The organism is Streptomyces sp. GSL17-111 (genome assembly GCF_037911585.1).
GTDB lineage: Bacteria > Actinomycetota > Actinomycetes > Streptomycetales > Streptomycetaceae > Streptomyces.
Genome location: NZ_JBAJNS010000001.1, coordinates 1,115,001 through 1,134,865, shown reverse-complemented (window position 1 = coordinate 1,134,865; position 19,865 = coordinate 1,115,001). Strand labels below are relative to the sequence as shown.

17 protein-coding genes (1 of these 17 only partly in view) are annotated in these 19,865 nt (G+C 69.3%); 14 read left to right on the top strand and 3 right to left on the bottom strand.

Going from position 1 to position 19,865, the window contains the following annotated elements; translation table 11 throughout:
* Positions 1 to 4: 4 nt before the first annotated feature.
* From V6D49_RS04700 to V6D49_RS04680, 5 genes are all read left to right on the top strand, one after another.
* Positions 5 to 382 (top strand): hypothetical protein, encoded by a 378-nt coding sequence (locus V6D49_RS04700; protein WP_340557374.1) that lies wholly within the window; start codon positions 5 to 7, stop codon positions 380 to 382.
* A 19-nt stretch (positions 383 to 401) separates the two neighbouring features.
* Positions 402 to 1,925, top strand: a complete 1,524-nt coding sequence (locus tag V6D49_RS04695; protein WP_340557372.1) for a hypothetical protein — start codon at positions 402 to 404, stop codon at positions 1,923 to 1,925.
* 51 nt (positions 1,926 to 1,976) lie between these two features.
* Complete coding sequence (locus V6D49_RS04690; protein WP_340557371.1) at positions 1,977 to 3,161, top strand: S8 family serine peptidase; 1,185 nt, start codon at positions 1,977 to 1,979, stop codon at positions 3,159 to 3,161.
* A gap of 63 nt (positions 3,162 to 3,224) precedes the next feature.
* On the top strand, positions 3,225 to 3,590 hold the full coding sequence (locus tag V6D49_RS04685; protein WP_191212069.1) for a WXG100 family type VII secretion target: 366 nt from the start codon (positions 3,225 to 3,227) through the stop codon (positions 3,588 to 3,590).
* Positions 3,591 to 3,605: 15 nt separating this feature from the next.
* The gene (locus V6D49_RS04680) at positions 3,606 to 3,893 is read left to right on the top strand and encodes a WXG100 family type VII secretion target (protein WP_340557369.1); all 288 of its coding nucleotides are present in this window, start codon (positions 3,606 to 3,608) and stop codon (positions 3,891 to 3,893) included.
* Between the two features lie 291 nt (positions 3,894 to 4,184).
* Here V6D49_RS04680 and eccCa read toward each other — a convergent pair whose 3' ends face one another.
* Positions 4,185 to 8,159, bottom strand: a complete 3,975-nt coding sequence (gene eccCa, locus V6D49_RS04675; RefSeq protein WP_340557367.1) for a type VII secretion protein EccCa — start codon at positions 8,157 to 8,159, stop codon at positions 4,185 to 4,187.
* 162 nt (positions 8,160 to 8,321) lie between these two features.
* On the opposite strand from eccCa, the gene eccD reads away from it, so the two are divergent.
* The 6 genes from eccD (at position 8,322) to V6D49_RS04645 (ending at position 15,513) form a co-directional block, all read left to right on the top strand.
* Positions 8,322 to 9,797: a type VII secretion integral membrane protein EccD gene (eccD, locus tag V6D49_RS04670; RefSeq protein ID WP_340557365.1), complete on the top strand. Its 1,476-nt coding sequence runs from the start codon at positions 8,322 to 8,324 to the stop codon at positions 9,795 to 9,797.
* Between the two features lie 195 nt (positions 9,798 to 9,992).
* A complete protein-coding gene (rpsO, locus tag V6D49_RS04665) occupies positions 9,993 to 10,286 on the top strand; it encodes a 30S ribosomal protein S15 (RefSeq protein WP_318153930.1) in 294 nt (97 codons plus the stop codon).
* Between the two features lie 274 nt (positions 10,287 to 10,560).
* Complete coding sequence (locus V6D49_RS04660; protein ID WP_340557363.1) at positions 10,561 to 12,798, top strand: polyribonucleotide nucleotidyltransferase; 2,238 nt, start codon at positions 10,561 to 10,563, stop codon at positions 12,796 to 12,798.
* The gene (locus V6D49_RS04655) at positions 12,795 to 14,174 is read left to right on the top strand and encodes a M16 family metallopeptidase (protein WP_340557362.1); all 1,380 of its coding nucleotides are present in this window, start codon (positions 12,795 to 12,797) and stop codon (positions 14,172 to 14,174) included. The genes V6D49_RS04660 and V6D49_RS04655 overlap by 4 nt, the downstream gene beginning before the upstream one ends.
* A gap of 58 nt (positions 14,175 to 14,232) precedes the next feature.
* Positions 14,233 to 14,988 carry a 4-hydroxy-tetrahydrodipicolinate reductase gene (dapB, locus tag V6D49_RS04650; protein WP_340557361.1) on the top strand — a complete coding sequence of 252 codons (756 nt, stop codon included), beginning with the start codon at positions 14,233 to 14,235 and terminating at the stop codon, positions 14,986 to 14,988.
* Between the two features lie 12 nt (positions 14,989 to 15,000).
* Entirely contained in the window at positions 15,001 to 15,513 is a 513-nt protein-coding gene (locus V6D49_RS04645; RefSeq protein WP_340557359.1) for a hypothetical protein, read from the top strand.
* Here V6D49_RS04645 and V6D49_RS04640 read toward each other — a convergent pair.
* Positions 15,501 to 16,067: a hypothetical protein gene (locus V6D49_RS04640; protein ID WP_340557357.1), complete on the bottom strand. Its 567-nt coding sequence runs from the start codon at positions 16,065 to 16,067 to the stop codon at positions 15,501 to 15,503. The two genes, V6D49_RS04645 and V6D49_RS04640, sit on opposite strands and share 13 nt — an antisense overlap.
* Before the next feature lie 152 nt (positions 16,068 to 16,219).
* Positions 16,220 to 16,459, bottom strand: coding sequence for a hypothetical protein (locus V6D49_RS04635; RefSeq protein ID WP_340557355.1), 240 nt, complete (start codon positions 16,457 to 16,459; stop codon positions 16,220 to 16,222).
* A gap of 239 nt (positions 16,460 to 16,698) precedes the next feature.
* Here V6D49_RS04635 and thyX point away from each other — a divergent pair, with 239 nt between their 5' ends.
* The 3 genes from thyX to V6D49_RS04620 form a co-directional block, all read left to right on the top strand.
* Complete coding sequence (gene thyX, locus V6D49_RS04630; RefSeq protein ID WP_340563679.1) at positions 16,699 to 17,391, top strand: FAD-dependent thymidylate synthase; 693 nt, start codon at positions 16,699 to 16,701, stop codon at positions 17,389 to 17,391.
* 157 nt (positions 17,392 to 17,548) lie between these two features.
* Positions 17,549 to 18,448 (top strand): 4-hydroxy-tetrahydrodipicolinate synthase, encoded by a 900-nt coding sequence (gene dapA, locus V6D49_RS04625; protein WP_340557354.1) that lies wholly within the window; start codon positions 17,549 to 17,551, stop codon positions 18,446 to 18,448.
* Positions 18,449 to 18,553: 105 nt separating this feature from the next.
* On the top strand, positions 18,554 to 19,865 hold the 5' portion of the coding sequence (locus tag V6D49_RS04620; protein WP_340557353.1) for a ribonuclease J. 374 nt of this gene lie beyond the right edge of the window; only the first 1,312 of its 1,686 coding nucleotides appear in the window; its start codon is at positions 18,554 to 18,556; the stop codon falls past the right edge of the window.

Below are 19,865 nucleotides of genomic sequence, written 5' to 3'. Positions count from 1 at the left end.
GTCATTGAAGGACTTCAAGAAGCGCGTTGACGGCATCATCGAGAACCTCGAGAAGTCCGCTGCGTCCAAGACCAGCATCAGCACCAACGCCGTGGTGCCCAAGGCGTCCTACGGCACGGGCTTCAGCGAGGCCGAGGACCTGTCCTTCCAGTACGAGCGCATCCACGAGCATCTGACGTCGTTGTCACAGACGTTCACCGACCAGATCGACGCGATGGGTATCGCCGTACTCGGCGCCGACATCGGGTTCGACAACCTGGAAGAGGACCTGAAGCGCCGGTTCTGGGAGATCCACGATCGCACGAAGCTGCGACACGAGGAGGGCCAGACCGTCAAGGACGGCGGCGACAAGCCCGCCTCCGACGTAAACCAGGGCCTGTAAGCAGTGAGGGCAGCAAACGATGAGTGACGAAAAGCTCTCGTTCGACGAGACGCAGGCAAATCTGCAGGTGTCCCTGACCGATACGAACAGGCGGCAGCGCACCGCCTTCACGTGGGCGGGGGTCAACGCTGCACTCGGGCAGACGGACTTTGAGGGCTACCAGCTGAACACCATGCTCGACATGATCGAGAGTGCGAAGCCCAGTGATCTGGAGGCTGCTGCGGACGCCCTGGCCAACGCGTCGGACGCGATCGAGGGTGTCGGCGAGGACATCAAGAAGTACGCGGCCAACGTCGACTGGGAGGGTGAGTCGGGGGAGGCGTTCCGCACCTGGGCGGACAACCTGGGCAAGAACACCCTCAAGCTGGCCACGTACACCGGCCAGGCAGGTGTGCAGATGCGCGCGGCGTCCATCGGGCTGGCGTCGGTCAAGAGCGGTATGCCCCCGCGCGAGCAGGGCCCATATCTGCCTATGGACATCGACAAGGCCAACGCGGCGGAGGACCCGAGGGAGAAGAACCGCCAGGAAGCCATCACCCAGATGAACCGGCTCAGCTCCTTCTACACGGTGTCCCGCGACACCATGGCCGCCCAGGAAGAGCCCACCTTCGCCCCACCCCCAAACGTCGGCGTGCCGATTCCCGACGGTGACAGGGCTCCGGAAGCCGGAAGCCCGCCCGGTCCGGACCATCCGACAGGCTCAGAGAGATGGGGAGCCAACGGTGCGGCCATCGCCGCCAATGATCCAGAGCTAGCCAACATCTCCTACTCCACGCAGCCCGTTGGCATGGAAATCAACACCGCAAGCAGTCATCAGACGAATCCGGTGGAGCGCACGTCGTTGCGTCCCGGGCTGACGACGAGTAGCTCCCCATCCGTGCCGAACGGCTATGCCCTGGTGCCACCGACCGCTGGAACCTCCCCCACTCCGCAACAGCGGACTGGGCGTGGTCCCTACGGGGGAAGCCCACAGAAGCAAGCGATCGCCCCGCACCAGACCAACAGCTGGCGGCAACCCGATGCCCGAACAAGCGGCACGCCGCCTGTTGGAGGACGCCTTCCCGGGCCCGCTGCGAGCAATCCCACACCCGTGGGACGAGCACCGCACAGCGCATTCCCTGCCAGACCCGGTCGCCCGGACGCGGTATTCGGTGGTATGCCCTACCGGCCCGGCGTTGCAGGCTCCCCACCCATTCCACAAGGAAGAGTGATCGGGGCCGAAACTGGCACGTCGAGCCGTACGCCCATGGTGGGCCATTCCGGGGCCGCTGGGCCGCACGGAAACACGGGCTCAGTCGGGCCGGACCACCGCCGTGCCAATGGGCATCGAAGCGTGGAGGGCGCCTCGCGCCCGGTGCCTGCAAGCCGAATGCAAAGTGGCGGATTCTTCACGCCTGGCGGTATGGGACTCGTTAATCCACGGGGCACCGTGCGGGCGGAATCTCATGAAGAGAGAAGAGTAAATTCTCGGCCAGAATATCTGGCCGAGGACGAGAAGACATGGAAATACAGGCGGGACATCGTGCCGCCAGTGGTTGAGTGACCAAATGAGTCAGCCAGAAGCCGTGGTGACGAAGAGGACCGTGAAAAGATCATGTTGTCAGTAAGGATCTTGCGAAAAGTTTCCCATGTCACCATTTGTGCAGCGCTCACTGGGGCGATAATTGGGCTAGCGCCCGCGGCGCAAGCCCAAGACCTAAGCGATCGCCAGTGGTACCTCGAACCGATGCAAGCTGAAGCTATGTGGGAAGTTAGTAAAGGCGAGGGCATTACGGTCGCTGTGATCGACACGGGCGTAAGCGCATCGAGTAAGACTCTTGCGGGTCGCCTACTACCGGGCGAAGACTTGACCGATCGACCAGGATCAGCCACGGATGACTACGCAGGCCACGGAACGGGCATGGCTGAATTGATCGCCGGGACAGGAGCGGGGGGCGGTATAAAGGGACTAGCGCCGAAAGCGAAGATTTTGCCGCTCAGGGTGACTTTGGCTGAGGACGATGGTTTTGTGGATGCTGAGGATCAGTCCCTTGAGAATGCAGTACGAGTAGCTGCTGACAGCGAGGCTCAGATTATTAACATGTCTCTTGGGTCGGTCGGCACAGAAGAGCTAGAGGCAGCCATCGAATTCGCAGTCGGCAAGGGTAAGCTGATTTTCGCCAGCACTGGCAACAGCGGCAAAGATTACTCGGAGTATCCGGCCGGGTTCCCTGAAGTTGTCGGCGTCGGCGCTGTCACGGAAAAGAACAAGGTAGCGGAGTATTCCCACGGCGGGAATGTCGACCTGACAGCGCCGGGGTCCGATTTTCCTGGATGGTGCGACAACAGTTTCTCCCGCCGTTGCACCACGAGTGGAACCAGTAACGCCTCAGCCATCGCCTCTGCTTCTGCCGCGCTCATCTGGGCGGAGCACCCGGACTGGACGGCCAATCAGGTGCTTCGAGTGATGATGCAGACTGCCAGCAAAGCTATCGACGGGAGCGACTACACCACGAGGCTGGGGTACGGGACCGTCCGGCCTCGAAAGGTTCTTCTTGACGGGGAGGGTGACCCGGGGGATCCCGACCAGCACCCGCTGCTCAAGCAAGAAGAGTCCCCGTCACCCTCGGCGCAGCCGGAGGGTGGGTCGTCGGACGGCGACGAGTCGGCATCCGACCGGGTGAAGGTCGCCGATGAAGGCGATGACGGTCCGCCAACCGGATTGCTGATCGGCTCGGGGGTGGCGGTAGTCCTGGTCGCAGCGGGAGCGATCGGGTTCCTGGTGCTGCGTCGCAGGTAGGCCGTTGGCGTCTGTCGTTTCGAACGAACGCTTATGCAATCACGCGCTCTGGAGGAGGAGCATATGGCCGAGGGAAGTAGCCCGGGCACCGGTTTCAGGTCAGAGGACGGAGACCTCGCCGGGCTTATCAAGGACGTCGAGGAGATGCAGGGCACCCTGCAGGGCCGGATCTCCGCGCTGAACGCTGCGGTGGACACCATCGAGACGGGGTGGAAGGGGTCGGCCGCCGGGGCCTACAACCATCTCCAGCGTCAGGCGAACGAGTACGCGCGCAAGCTGTACGACAAGCTCCGCTTCATGGAGGAGGCCCTCCAGATGAGCAAGGACGGCTTCACCGCGAACGAGCTGGAGCAGATGGAGAACTTCAAGAAGATCCAGGGGCAGAGCCCGATCAGCGACTTCATCGACGCTTCGCCGACCGTCAAGTAACGAAGAGGGGGAATCATGACCATCGAGGTCACGTATGGGACGGTCACTGCGGCCGCCAGCGACATCCGGAAGGCCGCGGGCGAGATCGGCACCCAGCTCACAACTCTCCAGGGTCGGGTGGCGAAGGTCGTCGCCGGCTGGGACGGTGAGGCCAAAGAGGCGTTCCACGCCAAGCAGCGTGGCTGGGATCAGGAAGTCCAGGGTCTTAAGGAAACGCTCGACGCCATCGCCACCGCGCTCGACAACTCGACGGCCGGCTACCAGGGGACTGACAAGAAGGCTTCCATGCAATTCGACTTCTGAGTCAGCGTGCGTACGCACGTGAAGGGGCGGACCTCTCAAGGTCCGCCCCTTCACGTCTACCCGGTCGGCGCCGGACCGTGTGCCGCTGCCCTCCCTTGTCGCCGCAAGCTGAGCGCGCGTCACGTTGGGGTGGGACGTGATGGCGCAGGGTGTCCGTCAGGCGGCAGGTGCTGTTGGTGTCGACGTGCCTGTGGTGCGGTTGACCCTGTGTGCAGCACGCCCGAGGGGCCCCGGCGCAGTCCTCACTCTGCTTCTGGTCTGCCCTGACCGAGGATGAGGGACACGCAGTCGTCAGGTCTGGTTGTTCGGCAGCCAGCCGACCTGGACGAGAGGCGCACCGCGTTTGCGGGAGGCGAAGACACCGCGTCCGGGCGGCATGGGCCGGGCGCGGACGTTGCCGAGGATGTCGCCCTCCATCGGGTCTCCCGACAGGACGACGCCCTGGGCACCGAGTTCCTTGACGCGCTGCATGAACGCCTCGTAGAAGGACCGGGACGCGCCGGACGCGTTGCGGGCGATGATGAACCGGACGCCGATGTCCCGGGCGAACGGCAGGTGCTCGGTGAGCGCGGCGAACGGGTTGCCGGTGGAGTTGGCCACCAGTTCCCAGTCGTCGACGATGATGAAGATGCGCGGCCCCGACCACCAGCTCCGGTCCCGCAACTGCTGGGGCGTGACGTCGTCCGGTGGGGTGCGCTTCTCCATCAGGTCCCGCAGCGCGGCCACGTGCGTCTCCAGACCGTTGGACATGGCCGCGTACACGATGAGGTGGGAGTCGGGGATGCTGCTCAGCAGTCCGCGCCGGTAGTCGGCGACGACGATCCTCGCCTCGTCGGGGGTGTACCGCTCGGTGATCTGCTTCGCCAGCAGCCGGACGAGCGCCGTCTTGCCGGATTCGCTCTCCCCGAAGATGAGGAAGAACGGGTCGGTCTCGAAGTCGACGTACACCGGTTCGAGGTTGGTCTCGTCGAGGGCGAACGCGATGCCGCGCTCCGGGTGCTCGTTTCCCTTGGGAAGCTGCTGGGCGGGGATCTCCCGGGGCAGCAGCCGCACGGCGGGTGCGGCGTCGCCCGGCCAGGCGTCCCGCACCCGGGCGACCAGGTCCTCGCTGCCCTCGGAGAGGGTCTCGGCGTCGTTGCTGCCGTCGATGCGCGGCATCGCCGCCATGAAGTGCAGCCTCTGCGGGGTCTGACCGCGCCCGGGGACGCCGGCGGGTACGTTGGCCGCGACCTTGCGGTCGAACTCCGAGTCCATCGTGTCGCCCAGGCGCAGCTCCAGCCGGTTCATGAGCTGGTCCTTCAGCGCCGGTCGCATCTCCATGCTGCGCGATGACGTGGCGATGACGTGGATGCCGTAGCCCAGACCCCGTCCGGCGATGTCCGTCACGACTTCGGTCAGCAGGTCGTACTCCTGCTTGAAGCTCGCCCAGCCGTCGATCACCAGGAACACGTCGCCGAAGGGCTGGCCGGTGATCTCCCCTCGGGCCCGACGGCGCCGGTAGGTGCCGACGGAGTCGACGGAATGCGCCCGGAAGTACTCCTCACGGCGGGCGAGGATGCCGGCCACCTCGGAGACCGTCCGCCGGACGCGCTCCGGGTCCAGTCGCGAGGCGACGCCCCCGACGTGCGGGAGGTCCGACACCGCCGACATCCCGCCACCACCGAAGTCCAGGCCGTAGAACTGCACTTCGCTCGGGGTGTGGGTCAGGGCGAACGAGGAGACGATCGTGCGCAGCAGCGTCGACTTGCCCGACTGCGGGCCGCCGATGATGAGCATGTTGCCCGCCGCGCCGGAGAAGTCGCCGTAGAGCACTTCGCGGCGTTGCTCGAAGGGCTTGTCGACGAGCCCGAGCGGGACGACGAGTCCTCCGGGCCGCGGGTGGTCGGGGACGGTGAGCCCGCGCCCCTCCACCGTGGTCAGGTCCGGGAGCAGCTCGTCGAGCGGGGAGGCCTTGTCCAGCGGCGGCAGCCACACCTGGTGGGCCGACGGTCCCTGGCCGTCGAGGCGCCGGACGATGACGTCGAGCACCGTGTCGGCCAGTGCGTCGTCCTCCGTCCGTGTCACGGTCTCGGACGGCTGGGCCTGAGGATCCGGAGCCGCGTACCGGACGGGCACCGGCGCGGCGGTGAACAGGGCCGGCCGACGATCGACGGCCGGCCCCCTGCCGGGGTCCACCGGGCGTGAACCGTTCGCCCGGTAGACCCCGGATACGTAGGCCGCCTTGAACCGCGTCATCTCGTCCGTGCCGAACTTCAGGTAGCCGGAGCCGGGGACGGACGGGAGGTGGTAGGCGTCGGGTACACCGATCGCGGTGCGGGACTCGGCGGCCGAGAACGTGCGCAGACCGATGCGGTACGACAGGTACGTCTCCAGACCGCGCAGGCGCCCCTCCTCCAGTCGCTGCGAGGCCAGCAGCAGGTGCACGCCCAGCGAGCGGCCGATGCGGCCGATCTGAATGAACATGTCGATGAAGTCGGGTTTTGCGGTGAGGAGTTCACTGAACTCGTCGATGACGATGACCAGCGAGGCGATCGGGTTCAGTGGGGCGCCGGCCGCTCGGGCCTTCTCGTAGTCGTGGATGTTGGCGTAGTTGCCGGCGTCGCGCAGCATCTCCTGGCGGCGGTTGAGTTCCCCGCGGATCGAGTCACCCATCCGGTCGACCAGTGTGAGGTCGTCGGCGAGGTTGGTGATCACAGCGGCGACGTGCGGCATGTTCGACATGCCGGCGAACGTCGCGCCGCCCTTGAAGTCCGCGAGGACGAAGTTCAGCGTCTCCGAGGAGTGGGTGACCGCGAGCCCCAGTACGAGCGTCCGCAGCAGCTCCGACTTGCCCGAGCCGGTCGCGCCTACGCACAGGCCGTGCGGGCCCATGCCGTCCTGAGCCGCCTCCTTGATGTCGAGCATGACGGGCTGGCCGTCCTCGCCGACGCCGATCGGCACACGGAGCCGGTCCCCCTGTGCGCGTGGCCGCCAGGTGCGCGAGACGTCGACCGACGCGGCGTCGCCGAGCGCGAGCAGCTCGGTGAACTCGAGGTTCGCCAGCAGCGGCTCCTCGTCCTCACCACCCGACGACGCCGACAGCGGGGCGAGTTGGCGGGCGAGGGCCTCGGCTGCCTCCGCCGCCAGGGTGTCGGGCTCGCCCTCGTAGACGAAGCCGTTCGCTGACTCCATACGCAGCTCCGACGGGCGCACGACGACGGACAACCCCCCGCGCGGCTCTCTCAGCTCACCCGCCACCACCTCGACGACCGTCACCCCCTGAAGACCTTCGGGGGACGCGAATACCGAGGTGGGCGGCACCGTCGAGCCGTCCAGCACGAGGACGACGTGCGGTTGGTCCAGCGTGGGCTGGCCTTGAGGGTGGAACCGTGTCCGGTTCTCCAGCCGCGGGCGGAGCATCTCCTCCAGCTCGATCAGGTCCTCGCTGATCATGCGACGCGTGCCGGCTCCGTCGATCGAACCCGGAAGCTGGAGGTGCGGAAGCCACTTGGACCACTCCCACCGCTCGGCGGCGTCAGGACCACCGGCCGCGACCGCGACCAGCAGATCGTCCGGCGAGTGCAGGGCGGTCATCTGGGCGACGAGCGCCCGTACGGAGCCGTGCACGGAGTCCGCGTGGCCGGAGACGGTCAGGTGGTAGAAGGCGCGCAGGGAGACCGCCATCGGCAGGCCGTCGACGGTGCTGTGCGTGGCGATGAACCGTTGCATCGCGCCGGCCGTCAACGGCTCCAGTTCGTCGACCGGCGCCGTCTCGGGGGCGACGAGCTGGGAAGCGAGTTGCTGCGCCCCGAGCCCGACACGGACCTGCCCGAAGTCCGCGTCCCCGGCCCGCCGTTCCCACAACCGGCTGCCCTCTGCGACGAGCGCCCACAACTGCTCGGGCGCCGGATGCAGGTAGAACTGGGCGTCGCGTTGCCGGGCGGCGTTCCGCCGGACCGTGCGCCTCGTCTGGGCCAGGTACTTGAGGTAGTCACGGCGAAGCTGCGCCATCTGCCCCTGTGTGCCCCGGCGGAAGCGGATGATGGTGAACACGACCATAGCGACCGTCGATACCGCCATCACCGCGCCCATGATCCGCATGAAGGGCATCGGTGACATGAAGAAGAAGACCACCGAGCCGCCCATGCCGAGCATGGGCACCACCTGCATGAGGACGCCCTCCTGAGGCCCTCGCGGCAGCTCCGGCGGAGGTTCGAGCCGCAGGTCGTCGCCAGGCACTTCGGGCGGCAGCGCCCGTGGGGGGCGCTTGACGACGATCTGGCTCACGAACGCATCAGTCCCTCATACGAACGGAGGCTGGTCTGTGGCCCGTCGCCCCCGTGGCAGCGGTCTCCCTCCGCGCTGAGCGATCCTACTCGCCGGGCTGCCCGAGGAGTCCGGATAGGGTGTCGCACGCCGCGTGCGCAACTGTGACGAGGGGGCCGATGGATGAGTACGTCAGCGAGCGCGTCGGCCCCTGCGCCGACCGCCTCCGCGACGGGGTTCTGCCGGGTGACGATCGTCGGCCCCGACAGCCGCATCGACGTAGCACTCCCCGAGGACCTGGCGGTAGCCGACCTCTACCCCGAGATCCTGAGGCTGAGCGCGCAGACGCCGACCCCGGGTGCTCCGGTGGGGTACAACCTGGTCCGCCGGGACGGGGCCGTGTTGGACGGCTCCCGCTCGTTGCTCGCCCAACGGGTGCTCGACGGTGAGGTGCTGAGCCTGCGTCCGTTCGCGGAGTCGCTGCCGCCGGCCGTCTTCGACGACGTGTCCGACGCCGTCGCCTCGGCCGTCAGCCGTGACCGCACGCTGTGGAACGACCGGCTCATGCGCCTGGCCGGGCTCGTCGGCGGCGTCGTCCTGCTGACGCTGATGGCGGGCATCGTCTGGTTCTCGGACCCGGTGGGGCACGACATGCACGGCCCGGCCGGTGTCATCGCTGCCGTCACGGCCGTGCTGCTGCTGGCGCTGGCGGCTGTCCGGGCCCGGGTGTACGACGACCGGGCCGCCGGTCGGGCCCTGGGGCTTGCCGCCTTGCCGCACGCCATGGTCGCCGGCTCCGGTGTGCTGCCGCTGATGGAGGGGCACGGCATCGGCCGACTGCAGTTCCTGCTCGGCTGCGTGGCCGTACTCCTCGCGTCGACCCTGCTGATCGCCGTGATGCCGGGGGGCGACGCCCCCTTCGTCGCCACCGCCTTCGCCGGAGCGGTCGGTACGCTCGCCGTGTTCGGCATGATCCTGCTCGATGCGGACGCCCTGAGGGGGGCCGCCGTCTCCGCTCCCTTCGCCATCGGAATCATGGCCTTCCTCCCCGGGCTGTCGGCCCGCTTCGCACGGCTGCCCATCGGGTACGCCCCGCCGCGTCCCAGCCAGGAGGCCACGGCGGTGACGGGGGAGGACCCGTTCGCCCCCGCCGACCCCGGGCCGGTCGACCCGCAGCGCATCGCCGGGCAGGTGCGTCGAGGCCACGAGATGCTGCTCGGGCTCGTCGGAGGCTGCGCCCTCGTCGTCGCCGGGGCCGCGACGACCCTCGGATTCTCGGACGACGTCTGGGCCCAGGTCCTCGCGCTGGCCTCCGGTGTGGCGTTGTTGCTCCGCGCCCGCCTGTTCCGCTACACGTCGCAGATCGTCTGCGCTCTGACGGCCGGGCTCGTCGCCGTCGCGCTGCTGGTCATCGCGCTCGCGCTGAACTCGCCGCTCGCCCAGGACGGGGGCGGTGTGCGTACGCTGTGGCTCGCGGCCGCGCTCGCGGCCGGGGCGGCGCTCGTGACGGGGATCGGGCTCGTCGTGCCGAGGACGGGGCTCACACCCTTCTGGGGCAGGTCCCTCGACCTCTTCGACGCCCTCGTCCTGCTCTCCCTCACCCCGCTCAGCCTCGCCGTGCTGGACGTCTACGACGCCGCCCGCTCCATGACGAGCTGACCCCGGACGGGCCGACGTCACGGAGGGTGTAAGCTACGGGCGGCCGTTTGTGTGCGCTGCCTTCCGGATCACGGGTCCGGGGAAAGCGCCCGGCGCGCCCCACGAAGCCTCCCGAGTTCCGGAAGCTCCCCTGTGCAGTGGACCAGGGGCACTCGGCGGCCCTGCACCCGCAGGATGACATCACAAGGAGTGCGTGTGTCCTCTCTCGACGCCGCGACGAAGAAGCAGATCATGTCCGAGTACGCCACCAAGGAGGGCGACACCGGCTCCCCCGAGGTCCAGGTGGCCCTGCTCACGCAGCGCATCAAGGACCTCACCGAGCACCTGAAGACCCACAAGCACGACCACCACTCGCGTCGTGGTCTGCTCCTCCTGGTCGGCCAGCGCCGTCGGCTGCTGCAGTACCTGGCCAAGAAGGACATCCAGCGTTTCCGTGCCCTGGTCGACCGCCTCGGTATCCGCCGTGGCGCGGCGGGCGGCGCGCGCTGATCGCATGAGGGAGGGAGCGGTTCCCTGACCGGGGGCCGCTCCCTTCGTCGTACCCCGCGCGGCGGCCGATCTTTGTAGGCTGTCCCCAGGGAACGACACAACAGCATGAGGCGGGGCGCACCCGCACGACGCCGGTCCTCGGTAGTGGCCCCCGGACGACGGACGCAGACCGTCCGGGAGCTTCGATCGAAGACCGGCCCGCACAGGGAGCGCTCCACCTGCCGCAGTCCGCCGCGACACGCGTGGTGGACGAACGTACGAGGAGACATTCCTGGTGGAGAACGAGACCCACTACGCCGAGGCCGTCATCGACAACGGCGCCTTCGGCACCCGCACCATCCGCTTCGAGACGGGCCGCCTCGCCCGCCAGGCCGCCGGTTCCGCCGTGGCCTACCTGGACGACGACACCATGGTGCTGTCGGCCACCACCGCGGGGAAGCACCCGAAGGAGCAGCTCGACTTCTTCCCCCTGACGGTGGACGTCGAGGAGCGCATGTACGCCGCGGGCAAGATCCCCGGTTCCTTCTTCCGGCGGGAGGGCCGTCCCTCGGAGGACGCCATCCTCACCTGCCGCCTGATCGACCGCCCGCTGCGGCCGTCGTTCAAGAAGGGCCTGCGCAACGAGATCCAGATCGTCGAGACGATCATGGCCCTCAACCCCGACCACCTCTACGACGTGGTCGCCATCAACGCCGCCTCCTGCTCCACGCAGCTGGCCGGCCTGCCGTTCTCCGGCCCGATCGGTGCCACCCGCGTCGCCCTCATCAAGGGCCAGTGGGTCGCGTTCCCGACGCACACCGAGCTGGAGGACGCCGTCTTCGACATGGTCGTGGCCGGCCGGGTCCTGCCCGACGGTGACGTCGCGATCATGATGGTCGAGGCCGAGGCCACCGAGAAGACGATCGAGCTCGTGCGCGGTGGCGCCAGCGCGCCGACCGAGGAGGTCGTCGCCGCCGGTCTGGACGCCGCGAAGCCCTTCATCAAGACCCTCTGCAAGGCCCAGTCGGACCTCGCCGACAAGGCCGCCAAGCCCACCGGCGAGTTCCCGGTCTTCCTGGACTTCCAGGACGACGTCCTGGACGCCCTGAACGCCGCCGTCCGCGACGAGCTGGCCCGGGCCCTGACCATCGCCGGCAAGCAGGAGCGCGAGGCGGAGCTCGACCGCGTCAAGGCGGTCGCCGCGGAGAAGCTGCTCCCGCAGTTCGAGGGCCGGGAGAAGGAGATCTCCGCCGCCTACCGGTCCCTGACCAAGGAGCTGGTCCGCGAGCGCGTCATCAAGGAGAAGAAGCGCATCGACGGCCGCGGGGTCACCGAGATCCGCACGCTGGCCGCCGAGGTCGAGGCCATTCCGCGGGTCCACGGCTCGGCCCTCTTCGAGCGCGGTGAGACGCAGATCCTCGGCGTCACCACGCTCAACATGCTGCGCATGGAGCAGCAGCTGGACACCCTCTCGCCGGTGTCCCGCAAGCGCTACATGCACAACTACAACTTCCCGCCCTACTCCACCGGTGAGACGGGCCGCGTCGGCTCGCCCAAGCGCCGTGAGATCGGCCACGGCGCGCTCGCCGAGCGGGCGCTCGTGCCGGTGCTGCCGACGCGCGAGGAGTTCCCCTACGCGATCCGCCAGGTCTCCGAGGCGCTGAGCTCCAACGGCTCGACGTCCATGGGCTCGGTGTGCGCCTCCACCATGTCGATGCTGAACGCCGGTGTGCCGCTGAAGGCACCCGTCGCCGGTATCGCCATGGGCCTGATCTCGCAGGAGATCGAGGGCGAGACGCACTACGTCACCCTCACCGACATCCTCGGTGCCGAGGACGCCTTCGGCGACATGGACTTCAAGGTCGCCGGCACGCGGGAGTTCGTCACCGCGCTCCAGCTCGACACCAAGCTCGACGGCATCCCCGCCTCGGTGCTGGCCGCCGCGCTGAAGCAGGCCCGTGACGCGCGCCTGCACATCCTGGACGTCATGGGCGAGGCCATCGACGTGCCGGACGAGATGTCCCCCAACGCCCCGCGGATCATCACCGTGAAGATCCCCGTGGACAAGATCGGTGAGGTCATCGGCCCGAAGGGCAAGATGATCAACCAGATCCAGGAGGACACCGGCGCCGACATCACGATCGAGGACGACGGCACCATCTACATCGGTGCCGCCGACGGCCCGGCCGCCGAGGCCGCCCGCACCACGATCAACGGCATCGCCAACCCGACGATGCCCGAGGTCGGCGAGCGCTACCTGGGCACGGTGGTGAAGACGACGACGTTCGGCGCGTTCGTCTCGCTGCTCCCGGGCAAGGACGGTCTGCTGCACATCTCGCAGATCCGCAAGCTCGCCGGTGGCAAGCGCGTGGAGAACGTCGAGGACGTCCTCGGCGTGGGCCAGAAGGTCCAGGTCGAGATCGCCGAGATCGACCAGCGCGGCAAGCTCTCCCTCATCCCCGTCCTGGAGGACGAGGAGGGCGCGAAGGGTGACGACGGCGAGAAGGCCGACGCCGCCGCGGACGCCCAGTGACGCGTACGCACCGTGCGACGGCCCGCCCCTCCCGTGTGGAGGGGCGGGCCGTCGCCCGTACCACGACACTCCTGAGCGGCGAGAACGGTGCCGGTACGGTCCGGCGCACCGTGCTCCCCGGCGGCCTGCGCGTCGTCACCGAGACGCTGCCGACCGTCCGCTCGGCCACCTTCGGCATCTGGGCGCGGGTCGGCTCCCGGGACGAGACGCCCGCGCTGAACGGCGCCACGCACTATCTGGAGCACCTGCTCTTCAAGGGGACGAAGCGGCGCAGCGCCCTGGAGATCTCCGCGGAGCTCGACGCCGTCGGCGGTGAGATGAACGCCTTCACCGCCAAGGAGTACACCTGCTACTACGCACGGGTGCTCGACAACGACCTCCCGCTGGCCGTCGACGTCGTCTGCGACATGCTCACCGGATCCCTGATCCGCCCCGAGGACCTGGACGCCGAGCGCGGCGTCATCCTCGAGGAGATCGCCATGACCGAGGACGACCCGGGGGACTGCGTCCACGACCTGTTCGCGCAGACCCTCTTCGGCGACACCCCGCTCGGACGCCCGGTCCTTGGGACCGTGGAGACGGTCGAGGGGCTCACCCGCGACCAGGTCGCCCGCTTCTACCGCAGGCACTACGACCCGACCCGCCTCGTCGTGGCCGCCGCGGGGAACCTGGACCACGACGCGGTGGTCCGCCAGGTCCATGACGCGTTCGAGCGGGCGGGTGCGCTCACCCGCGCCGACGCCGCACCGCTGCCCGCGCGGACGGGCACCCGCCGCGTGACGACCGCGGGCCGGCTCGACGTCGTCCGCCGCCGCACCGAGCAGGCGCACCTCGTCCTCGGGATGCCCGGCGTGGCCCGCACGGACGAACGCCGCTGGGCGCTCGGTGTCCTCAACGCGGCCCTGGGCGGCGGCATGAGCAGCCGCCTCTTCCAGGAGGTCCGCGAGAAGCGCGGGCTCGCCTACGCGGTGTACTCCCACAGCTCCGGCTACGCCGACTGCGGACTCTTCGGCGTCTACGCCGGCTGCCGCCCGGGGCAGGTCCACGACGTCCTGCGGATCTGCCGGGAGGAACTCGCCGACGTGGCGGAGAACGGACTGCCGGAGGAGGAGCTGCGGCGCGCCGTCGGCCAGCTCGCCGGCTCCACCGTCCTCGGTCTGGAGGACACCGGCGCCCTGATGCACCGCCTGGGCAAGAGCGAGCTGTGCTGGGGCGAGCAGCTGTCCGTCGACGACATGCTGGCCCGTATCTCCGCCGTCACCCCCGACGACGTCCGCGCCGTCGCCGCCGACGTGCTCGGACACCGCCCGTCCCTCGCCGTCATCGGCCCGCTCACCGAGAAGCAGACCGCACGTCTCGACACCGCCGTGGCCTGACGTATCTTTGCGGACGCCGTCGCCCGTACCGTCTCGAACACGAAGGAAGCACCGAACCATGAGCAAGCTCCGCGTGGCCGTGATCGGCGCCAAGGGCCGGATGGGCGCCGAGGCCGTCCAGGCCGTCGAAGCCGCCGAGGACCTGGAGCTGGTCGCCGCCGTCGACCGCGACGAGGCCCTGGAGACGCTGACCGGGGCCGGCGCGCAGGTCGCCGTCGACCTCACCCACCCCGACGCCGTCATGGGGAACGTCGAGTTCTGCGTCCGGAACGGCATCCACGCGGTTGTGGGCACCACCGGCTGGACCGACGAGCGGCTGGACACCCTGCGGGGCTGGCTGGCCGACGCACCGGGCACGGGCGTCCTCATCGCCCCGAACTTCGGCATCGGCGCCGTGCTGACCATGCGCTTCGCCCGTCAGGCGGCGCGCTTCTTCGACTCCGTCGAGGTCGTCGAACTGCACCACCCCGGCAAGGCCGACGCGCCCAGCGGCACGGCCGTCCGCACCGCGCAGCTCATCGCCGAGGCCCGGCGCGAGGCCGGCTGCCCGCCGCAGCCCGACGCCACCAGCACGGCGCTGGACGGCGCGCGCGGTGCCGACGTCGACGGTGTCCCCGTGCACGCCGTCCGGCTGCGTGGCCTCGTCGCCCACCAGGAGGTCCTGCTCGGCGGAGAGGGCGAGATGCTCACCATCCGCCACGACTCGCTGCACCGCTCCTCGTTCATGCCCGGTGTCCTGCTCGGCGTCCGGCGCGTGCCCACCGCTCCCGGTCTCACCTTCGGCCTGGAGCACTTCCTCGACCTGGACGACTAGGAGGGCCCACCCATGCGGGCCAAGATCACGTACTTCGTGCTGGCGGCTGTGCTCGTCGTGTACTTCGTGCTGGTCGGCAGCCGGGGCGTGCTGCTCATCCAGCAGGGCACGCTGATCACCGTCGCCTTCGGCGCCGCCGTGCTCGTCCTGCCGCTCATCGGTGCCTGGTTCCTGTGGCACAACACGCGCTTCGCGCTCCTGGCCGGACAGCTCGCGCGGCAGCTGGAGGCCGAGGGCGGCCTGCCGGAGGACGACCTCGCCCGCACTCCCGGCGGTCGCATCGACCGGGCGTCGGCGGACGCGGCCTTCGCGCGCAGGCAGGCCGAGACCGAGGCGCGGCCGGAGGACTGGCGGAGCTGGTTCCGGCTCGCCGTCGCCTACCACGACGCGCGGGACACGCCACGGGCCCGCAAAGCCATGCGCCACGCGATCGCCCTGCACCGCGCCGAACGGTCCGCTTCCGTGTCGTCCACCGCCGTGGGCGGCACCGCCGTGGGCGGCACGGGGGAGCCTCAGGCGCCCTGACCGCCGCGGTGGTCGGCCGCCCAGCCCTCCAGCACGTCCGCCGCCCGGTCGAACGCCTCGGGCTTGCTGAGGAAGTCGGCGCTGCGGTCGGTGACGAGCGCCCGCAGCGGCTCCCCGGAACGCCGCTCGACGAGGAGGGTCTGCCCCTGCACCGTGCGCGGCAGCCCGAGCCAGCGCACCGGCTGCTGCACCGTGCGGACGGCCGCGACCTGCGACCAGGCGAGCGTCACGGTGCGGACCAGCGTCACCTGACGCAGACCGTGTGAGCTGACCCAGATGCCGATGCGCAGCGTCCGCAGCGCGACGGTCAGCAGGAGCGCCGCCCCGACCAGGCACGCGGCGGCGCCGGAGAGTGTCCCGGCGAGCGTGATGACGAGGGCGGAGATCAGCAGGTAGGCGGCGAGGAGCAGCAGCAGGGCCGCTCCACCCACGCGCCACGGCCCCGGCCGGTAGGGGCGGCGCCAGCGCCCACGGTCGGCGTACGGAAGCGGCTCCTCGGAGATCTCCGCGGAAGCACTCAGCTGATGGTCGGCCGACAGGAAGGTCAGGGGCACGACGGGTCCTCGCTCGCGATCCGGGTCTGTGCGACAGGACGGGGCGCCCGTCCTGTGACGGGTGAGATTATCCGGAACGCGTGCGACCGGTCACCCCAGGGCGCACGACCCGGCGCGCCCGGCGTAGGGGGCGCCGCCGCTCAGCGTTCGGCTCAGCGGTTCTCCGTGGCCTCCTGCTGCTGCCCGCGAGGCTCCTCCAACCGCACGTCCAGCGCGGGAGCGGCCAGGAGGAGCGAGCCTATGATCCCTCCGACGGCCACCAGCGTCAGCAGGACGCGGCCCATCACCTCGCCCACGCTCGCGCGCTCCCGGGGCGGCGGCGTCACGTTGGAGCGGAACCGGTCGGCCTCGGAGACGAAGGCGAACGGCACGGGCTCTCCGCGGCGGAACATGGTGGGTCGCTCCTTCTGGAAGTGATCGGTTGCTACGGGCTGAACGTCCAATGACTCGCCCAGGTGCCCGATTATGGGTGACTTCCTCAAACATGTGGACGATCGGACCCGGTCTGAGGTTGCTTGCCCGGGGCCGGTCGCCGCAAACACCGTCCGACCCGGGCCGTAGGCTGGGCGCCGCCTGGCCCACGTACCCGGAAGGACCCTTGGTGACCGACAAACCCCGCTTCCGCAGCGACATGACCGTCGAGCTGGTCAAGCACAGCGCCGCCGACACCGACGTGCTGTGGGCGGCCAGGGTCTCCACGGCCGGCGAGCAGTCGCTGGACGAGATCAACAAGGACCCGGAGCGCTCGAAGGGCCTGATCAACTACCTGATGCGGGACCGCCACGGCAGCCCCTTCGAGCACAACTCGATGACGTTCTTCGTCACCGCCCCCCTCTTCGTCTTCCGGGAGTTCCACCGCCACCGCGTCGGCTGGAGCTACAACGAGGAGAGCGGGCGTTACCGGGAGCTGGAGCCGGTCTTCTACGTTCCGGACGCCGAGCGGAAGCTCGTCCAGCGGGGCCGCCCGGGCAAGTACGAGTTCGTCCAGGGCACGCCCGAGCAGCTGGAGATCGTCGAGCGCACGATGAGCGATGCCTACGAACGGTCGTACGCGGCCTATCAGGAGATGCTGGCCTCCGGCGTGGCGCGGGAGGTCGCCCGGGCGACGCTGCCGGTCGGCCTGTACTCGTCCATGTACGCCACCTGCAACGCCCGCTCGCTCATGCACTTCCTCGGGCTGCGCACCCAGCACGAGCTGGCCAAAGTGCCCTCGTTCCCGCAGCGGGAGATCGAGATGGTCGCCGAGCTGATGGAGGCCGAGTGGGCGCGTCTGATGCCGCTGACGCACGCGGCCTTCAACGCCAACGGCCGCGTCGCACCCTAACGGCCCGTTGTGTCCGAATTGCGGCACTTCGTAGGCGTCCTCTACGCTGGCAACACGGACCCGGCACTGCTTGAACCCCCGAGCAGGCAGTGCCGGGCTCCCCATGTCCCCGCCCCGAGGGAGCATCGGACCCGCACCTGCGAGTAGCGTGGACCCCATGGCTCCGACCTCCACACCGCAGACGCCCTTCGGGCGGGTCCTCACCGCCATGGTCACGCCGTTCACCGCGGACGGCGCGCTCGACCTGGACGGCGCCCAGCGCCTGGCCGCCCACCTCGTGGACGCCGGTAACGACGGCATCGTCGTCAACGGCACCACCGGTGAGTCGCCCACGACCAGCGATGCGGAGAAAGCCCAGCTCGTGCGGGCGGTCGTGGAGGCCGTCGGAGACCGCGCCCACGTCGTCGCCGGAGCCAGCACGAACAACACGGCCCACAGCCTGGAACTGGCCCGCGCCGCGGAGCAGGCCGGAGCCCACGGGCTGCTGGCCGTCACGCCGTACTACAGCAAGCCTCCGCAGGAGGGGCTGTACCGTCACTTCGCGGCCATCGCGGACGCCACCGGGCTCCCCGTGATGCTCTACGACATCCCCGGCCGCTCGGGCGTGCCGATCAACACCGAGACGATCGTCCGGCTGGCGGAGCACCCGCGCATCGTCGCCAACAAGGACGCCAAGGGAGACCTGGGCCGCGCCAGCTGGGCCATCGCCGCCTCCGGTCTGGCCTGGTACTCCGGCGACGACATGCTGAACCTGCCGCTGCTGTCCGTCGGCGCGGTCGGCTTCGTCTCCGTCGTCGGGCACGTCGTCTCGCCCGAGCTGCGCGCGATGCTCGACGCCTACACCAGTGGCGACGTCGCCAAGGCCACCGAGATCCACCAGAAGCTGCTGCCCGTCTTCACCGGCATGTTCCGCAACCAGGGCGTCATCACGACCAAGGCCGCCCTCGCCCGCCAGGGTCTCCCCGCCGGGCCGCTGCGCCTGCCGCTGGTGGAGCTGACGGACGAAGAGGTCGAGCAGCTCAGGCGCGATCTCGCCGCCGGCGGGGTACAGCTGTAGACACCACCTACTTGACCAGCACAGAGCGACACAACTGAACCGCACGACCAACGCGCGCGCCACGTGCCCCGTCGGGTGCGTGGCGCGTGTGGTGAGGAGACTTTCTTGAGCCATCCACATCCAGAGCTCGGCCCCCCGCCGCCGCTGCCGAAGGGCGGCCTGCGCGTCACCCCGCTCGGCGGCCTTGGCGAGATCGGCCGCAACATGACCGTGTTCGAGTACGGCGGCCGTCTGCTGATCGTCGACTGCGGCGTCCTGTTCCCCGAGGAGGAGCAGCCGGGTATCGACCTGATCCTGCCGGACTTCAGCTCCATCCGGAACCGCCTCGACGACATCGACGGGATCGTCCTCACCCACGGCCACGAGGACCACATCGGCGGCGTGCCCTTCCTCCTCAGGGAGAAGCCCGACATCCCGCTGATCGGCTCCAAGCTGACCCTCGCCCTGATCGAGGCGAAGCTCCAGGAGCACCGCATCCGCCCGTACACCCTGGAGGTGCGCGAAGGCGAACGGGAGCGGATCGGCCCGTTCGACTGCGAGTTCATCTCCGTCAACCACTCGATCCCCGACGCCCTGGCCGTCGCCATCCGCACGCCGGCCGGCCTGGCCGTGCACACCGGCGACTTCAAGATGGACCAGCTCCCGCTGGACGGCCGCCTCACGGACCTGCGCGCCTTCGCCCGGCTGGGGGAGGAGGGCATCGACCTCCTGCTGTCGGACTCGACGAACGCGGAGGTGCCGGGGTTCGTCCCGCCGGAGCGCGACATCTCGCAGGTGCTGCACCAGGTCTTCGGCCGGGCCAGACGGCGCATCATCGTGGCGAGCTTCGCCAGCCACGTGCACCGCATCCAGCAGATCCTCGACGCCGCACACGAGCACGGCCGTCGGGTGGCCTTCGTGGGCCGTTCGATGGTCCGCAACATGGGCATCGCCCGTGAACTCGGCTACCTGAAGGTGCCGGCCGGGCTGGTCGTGGACGTCAAGACCCTCGACGACCTGCCCGAGAGCGAGGTCGTCCTGGTCTGCACCGGCTCGCAGGGCGAGCCGATGGCCGCGCTGTCCCGCATGGCCAATCGCGATCACCAGATCCGCATCGTGCAGGGCGACACCGTCATCCTGGCCTCGTCCCTCATCCCGGGGAACGAGAACGCCGTCTACCGCGTGATCAACGGGCTCACCCGATGGGGTGCCAACGTGGTGCACAAGGGCAACGCCAAGGTGCACGTCTCCGGCCATTCCTCGGCAGGTGAGCTGCTGTACTTCTACAACATCTGCCAGCCGCGCAACCTGATGCCGGTCCACGGGGAGTGGCGGCACCTACGCGCCAACGCCGAACTGGGCGCCCAGACGGGCGTCCCGCACGAGCGCTGCGTCATCGCGGAGGACGGCGTCGTCGTCGACCTCCACAAGGGCAAGG

Excerpts from the sequence above, each read along its gene's own strand:
- V6D49_RS04695 (WP_340557372.1), top strand. The coding sequence starts at position 402 with ATGAGTGACGAAAAGCTCTCGTTCGACGAGACGCAGGCAAATCTGCAG.
- V6D49_RS04690 (WP_340557371.1), top strand. The coding sequence starts at position 1,977 with ATGTTGTCAGTAAGGATCTTGCGAAAAGTTTCCCATGTCACCATTTGT.
- V6D49_RS04685 (WP_191212069.1), top strand. The coding sequence starts at position 3,225 with ATGGCCGAGGGAAGTAGCCCGGGCACCGGTTTCAGGTCAGAGGACGGA.
- V6D49_RS04680 (WP_340557369.1), top strand. The coding sequence starts at position 3,606 with ATGACCATCGAGGTCACGTATGGGACGGTCACTGCGGCCGCCAGCGAC.
- eccD (WP_340557365.1), top strand. The coding sequence starts at position 8,322 with ATGAGTACGTCAGCGAGCGCGTCGGCCCCTGCGCCGACCGCCTCCGCG.
- dapB (WP_340557361.1), top strand. The coding sequence starts at position 14,233 with ATGAGCAAGCTCCGCGTGGCCGTGATCGGCGCCAAGGGCCGGATGGGC.
- V6D49_RS04645 (WP_340557359.1), top strand. The coding sequence starts at position 15,001 with ATGCGGGCCAAGATCACGTACTTCGTGCTGGCGGCTGTGCTCGTCGTG.
- V6D49_RS04635 (WP_340557355.1), bottom strand. The coding sequence starts at position 16,459 with ATGTTCCGCCGCGGAGAGCCCGTGCCGTTCGCCTTCGTCTCCGAGGCC.
- thyX (WP_340563679.1), top strand. The coding sequence starts at position 16,699 with ATGACCGTCGAGCTGGTCAAGCACAGCGCCGCCGACACCGACGTGCTG.
- dapA (WP_340557354.1), top strand. The coding sequence starts at position 17,549 with ATGGCTCCGACCTCCACACCGCAGACGCCCTTCGGGCGGGTCCTCACC.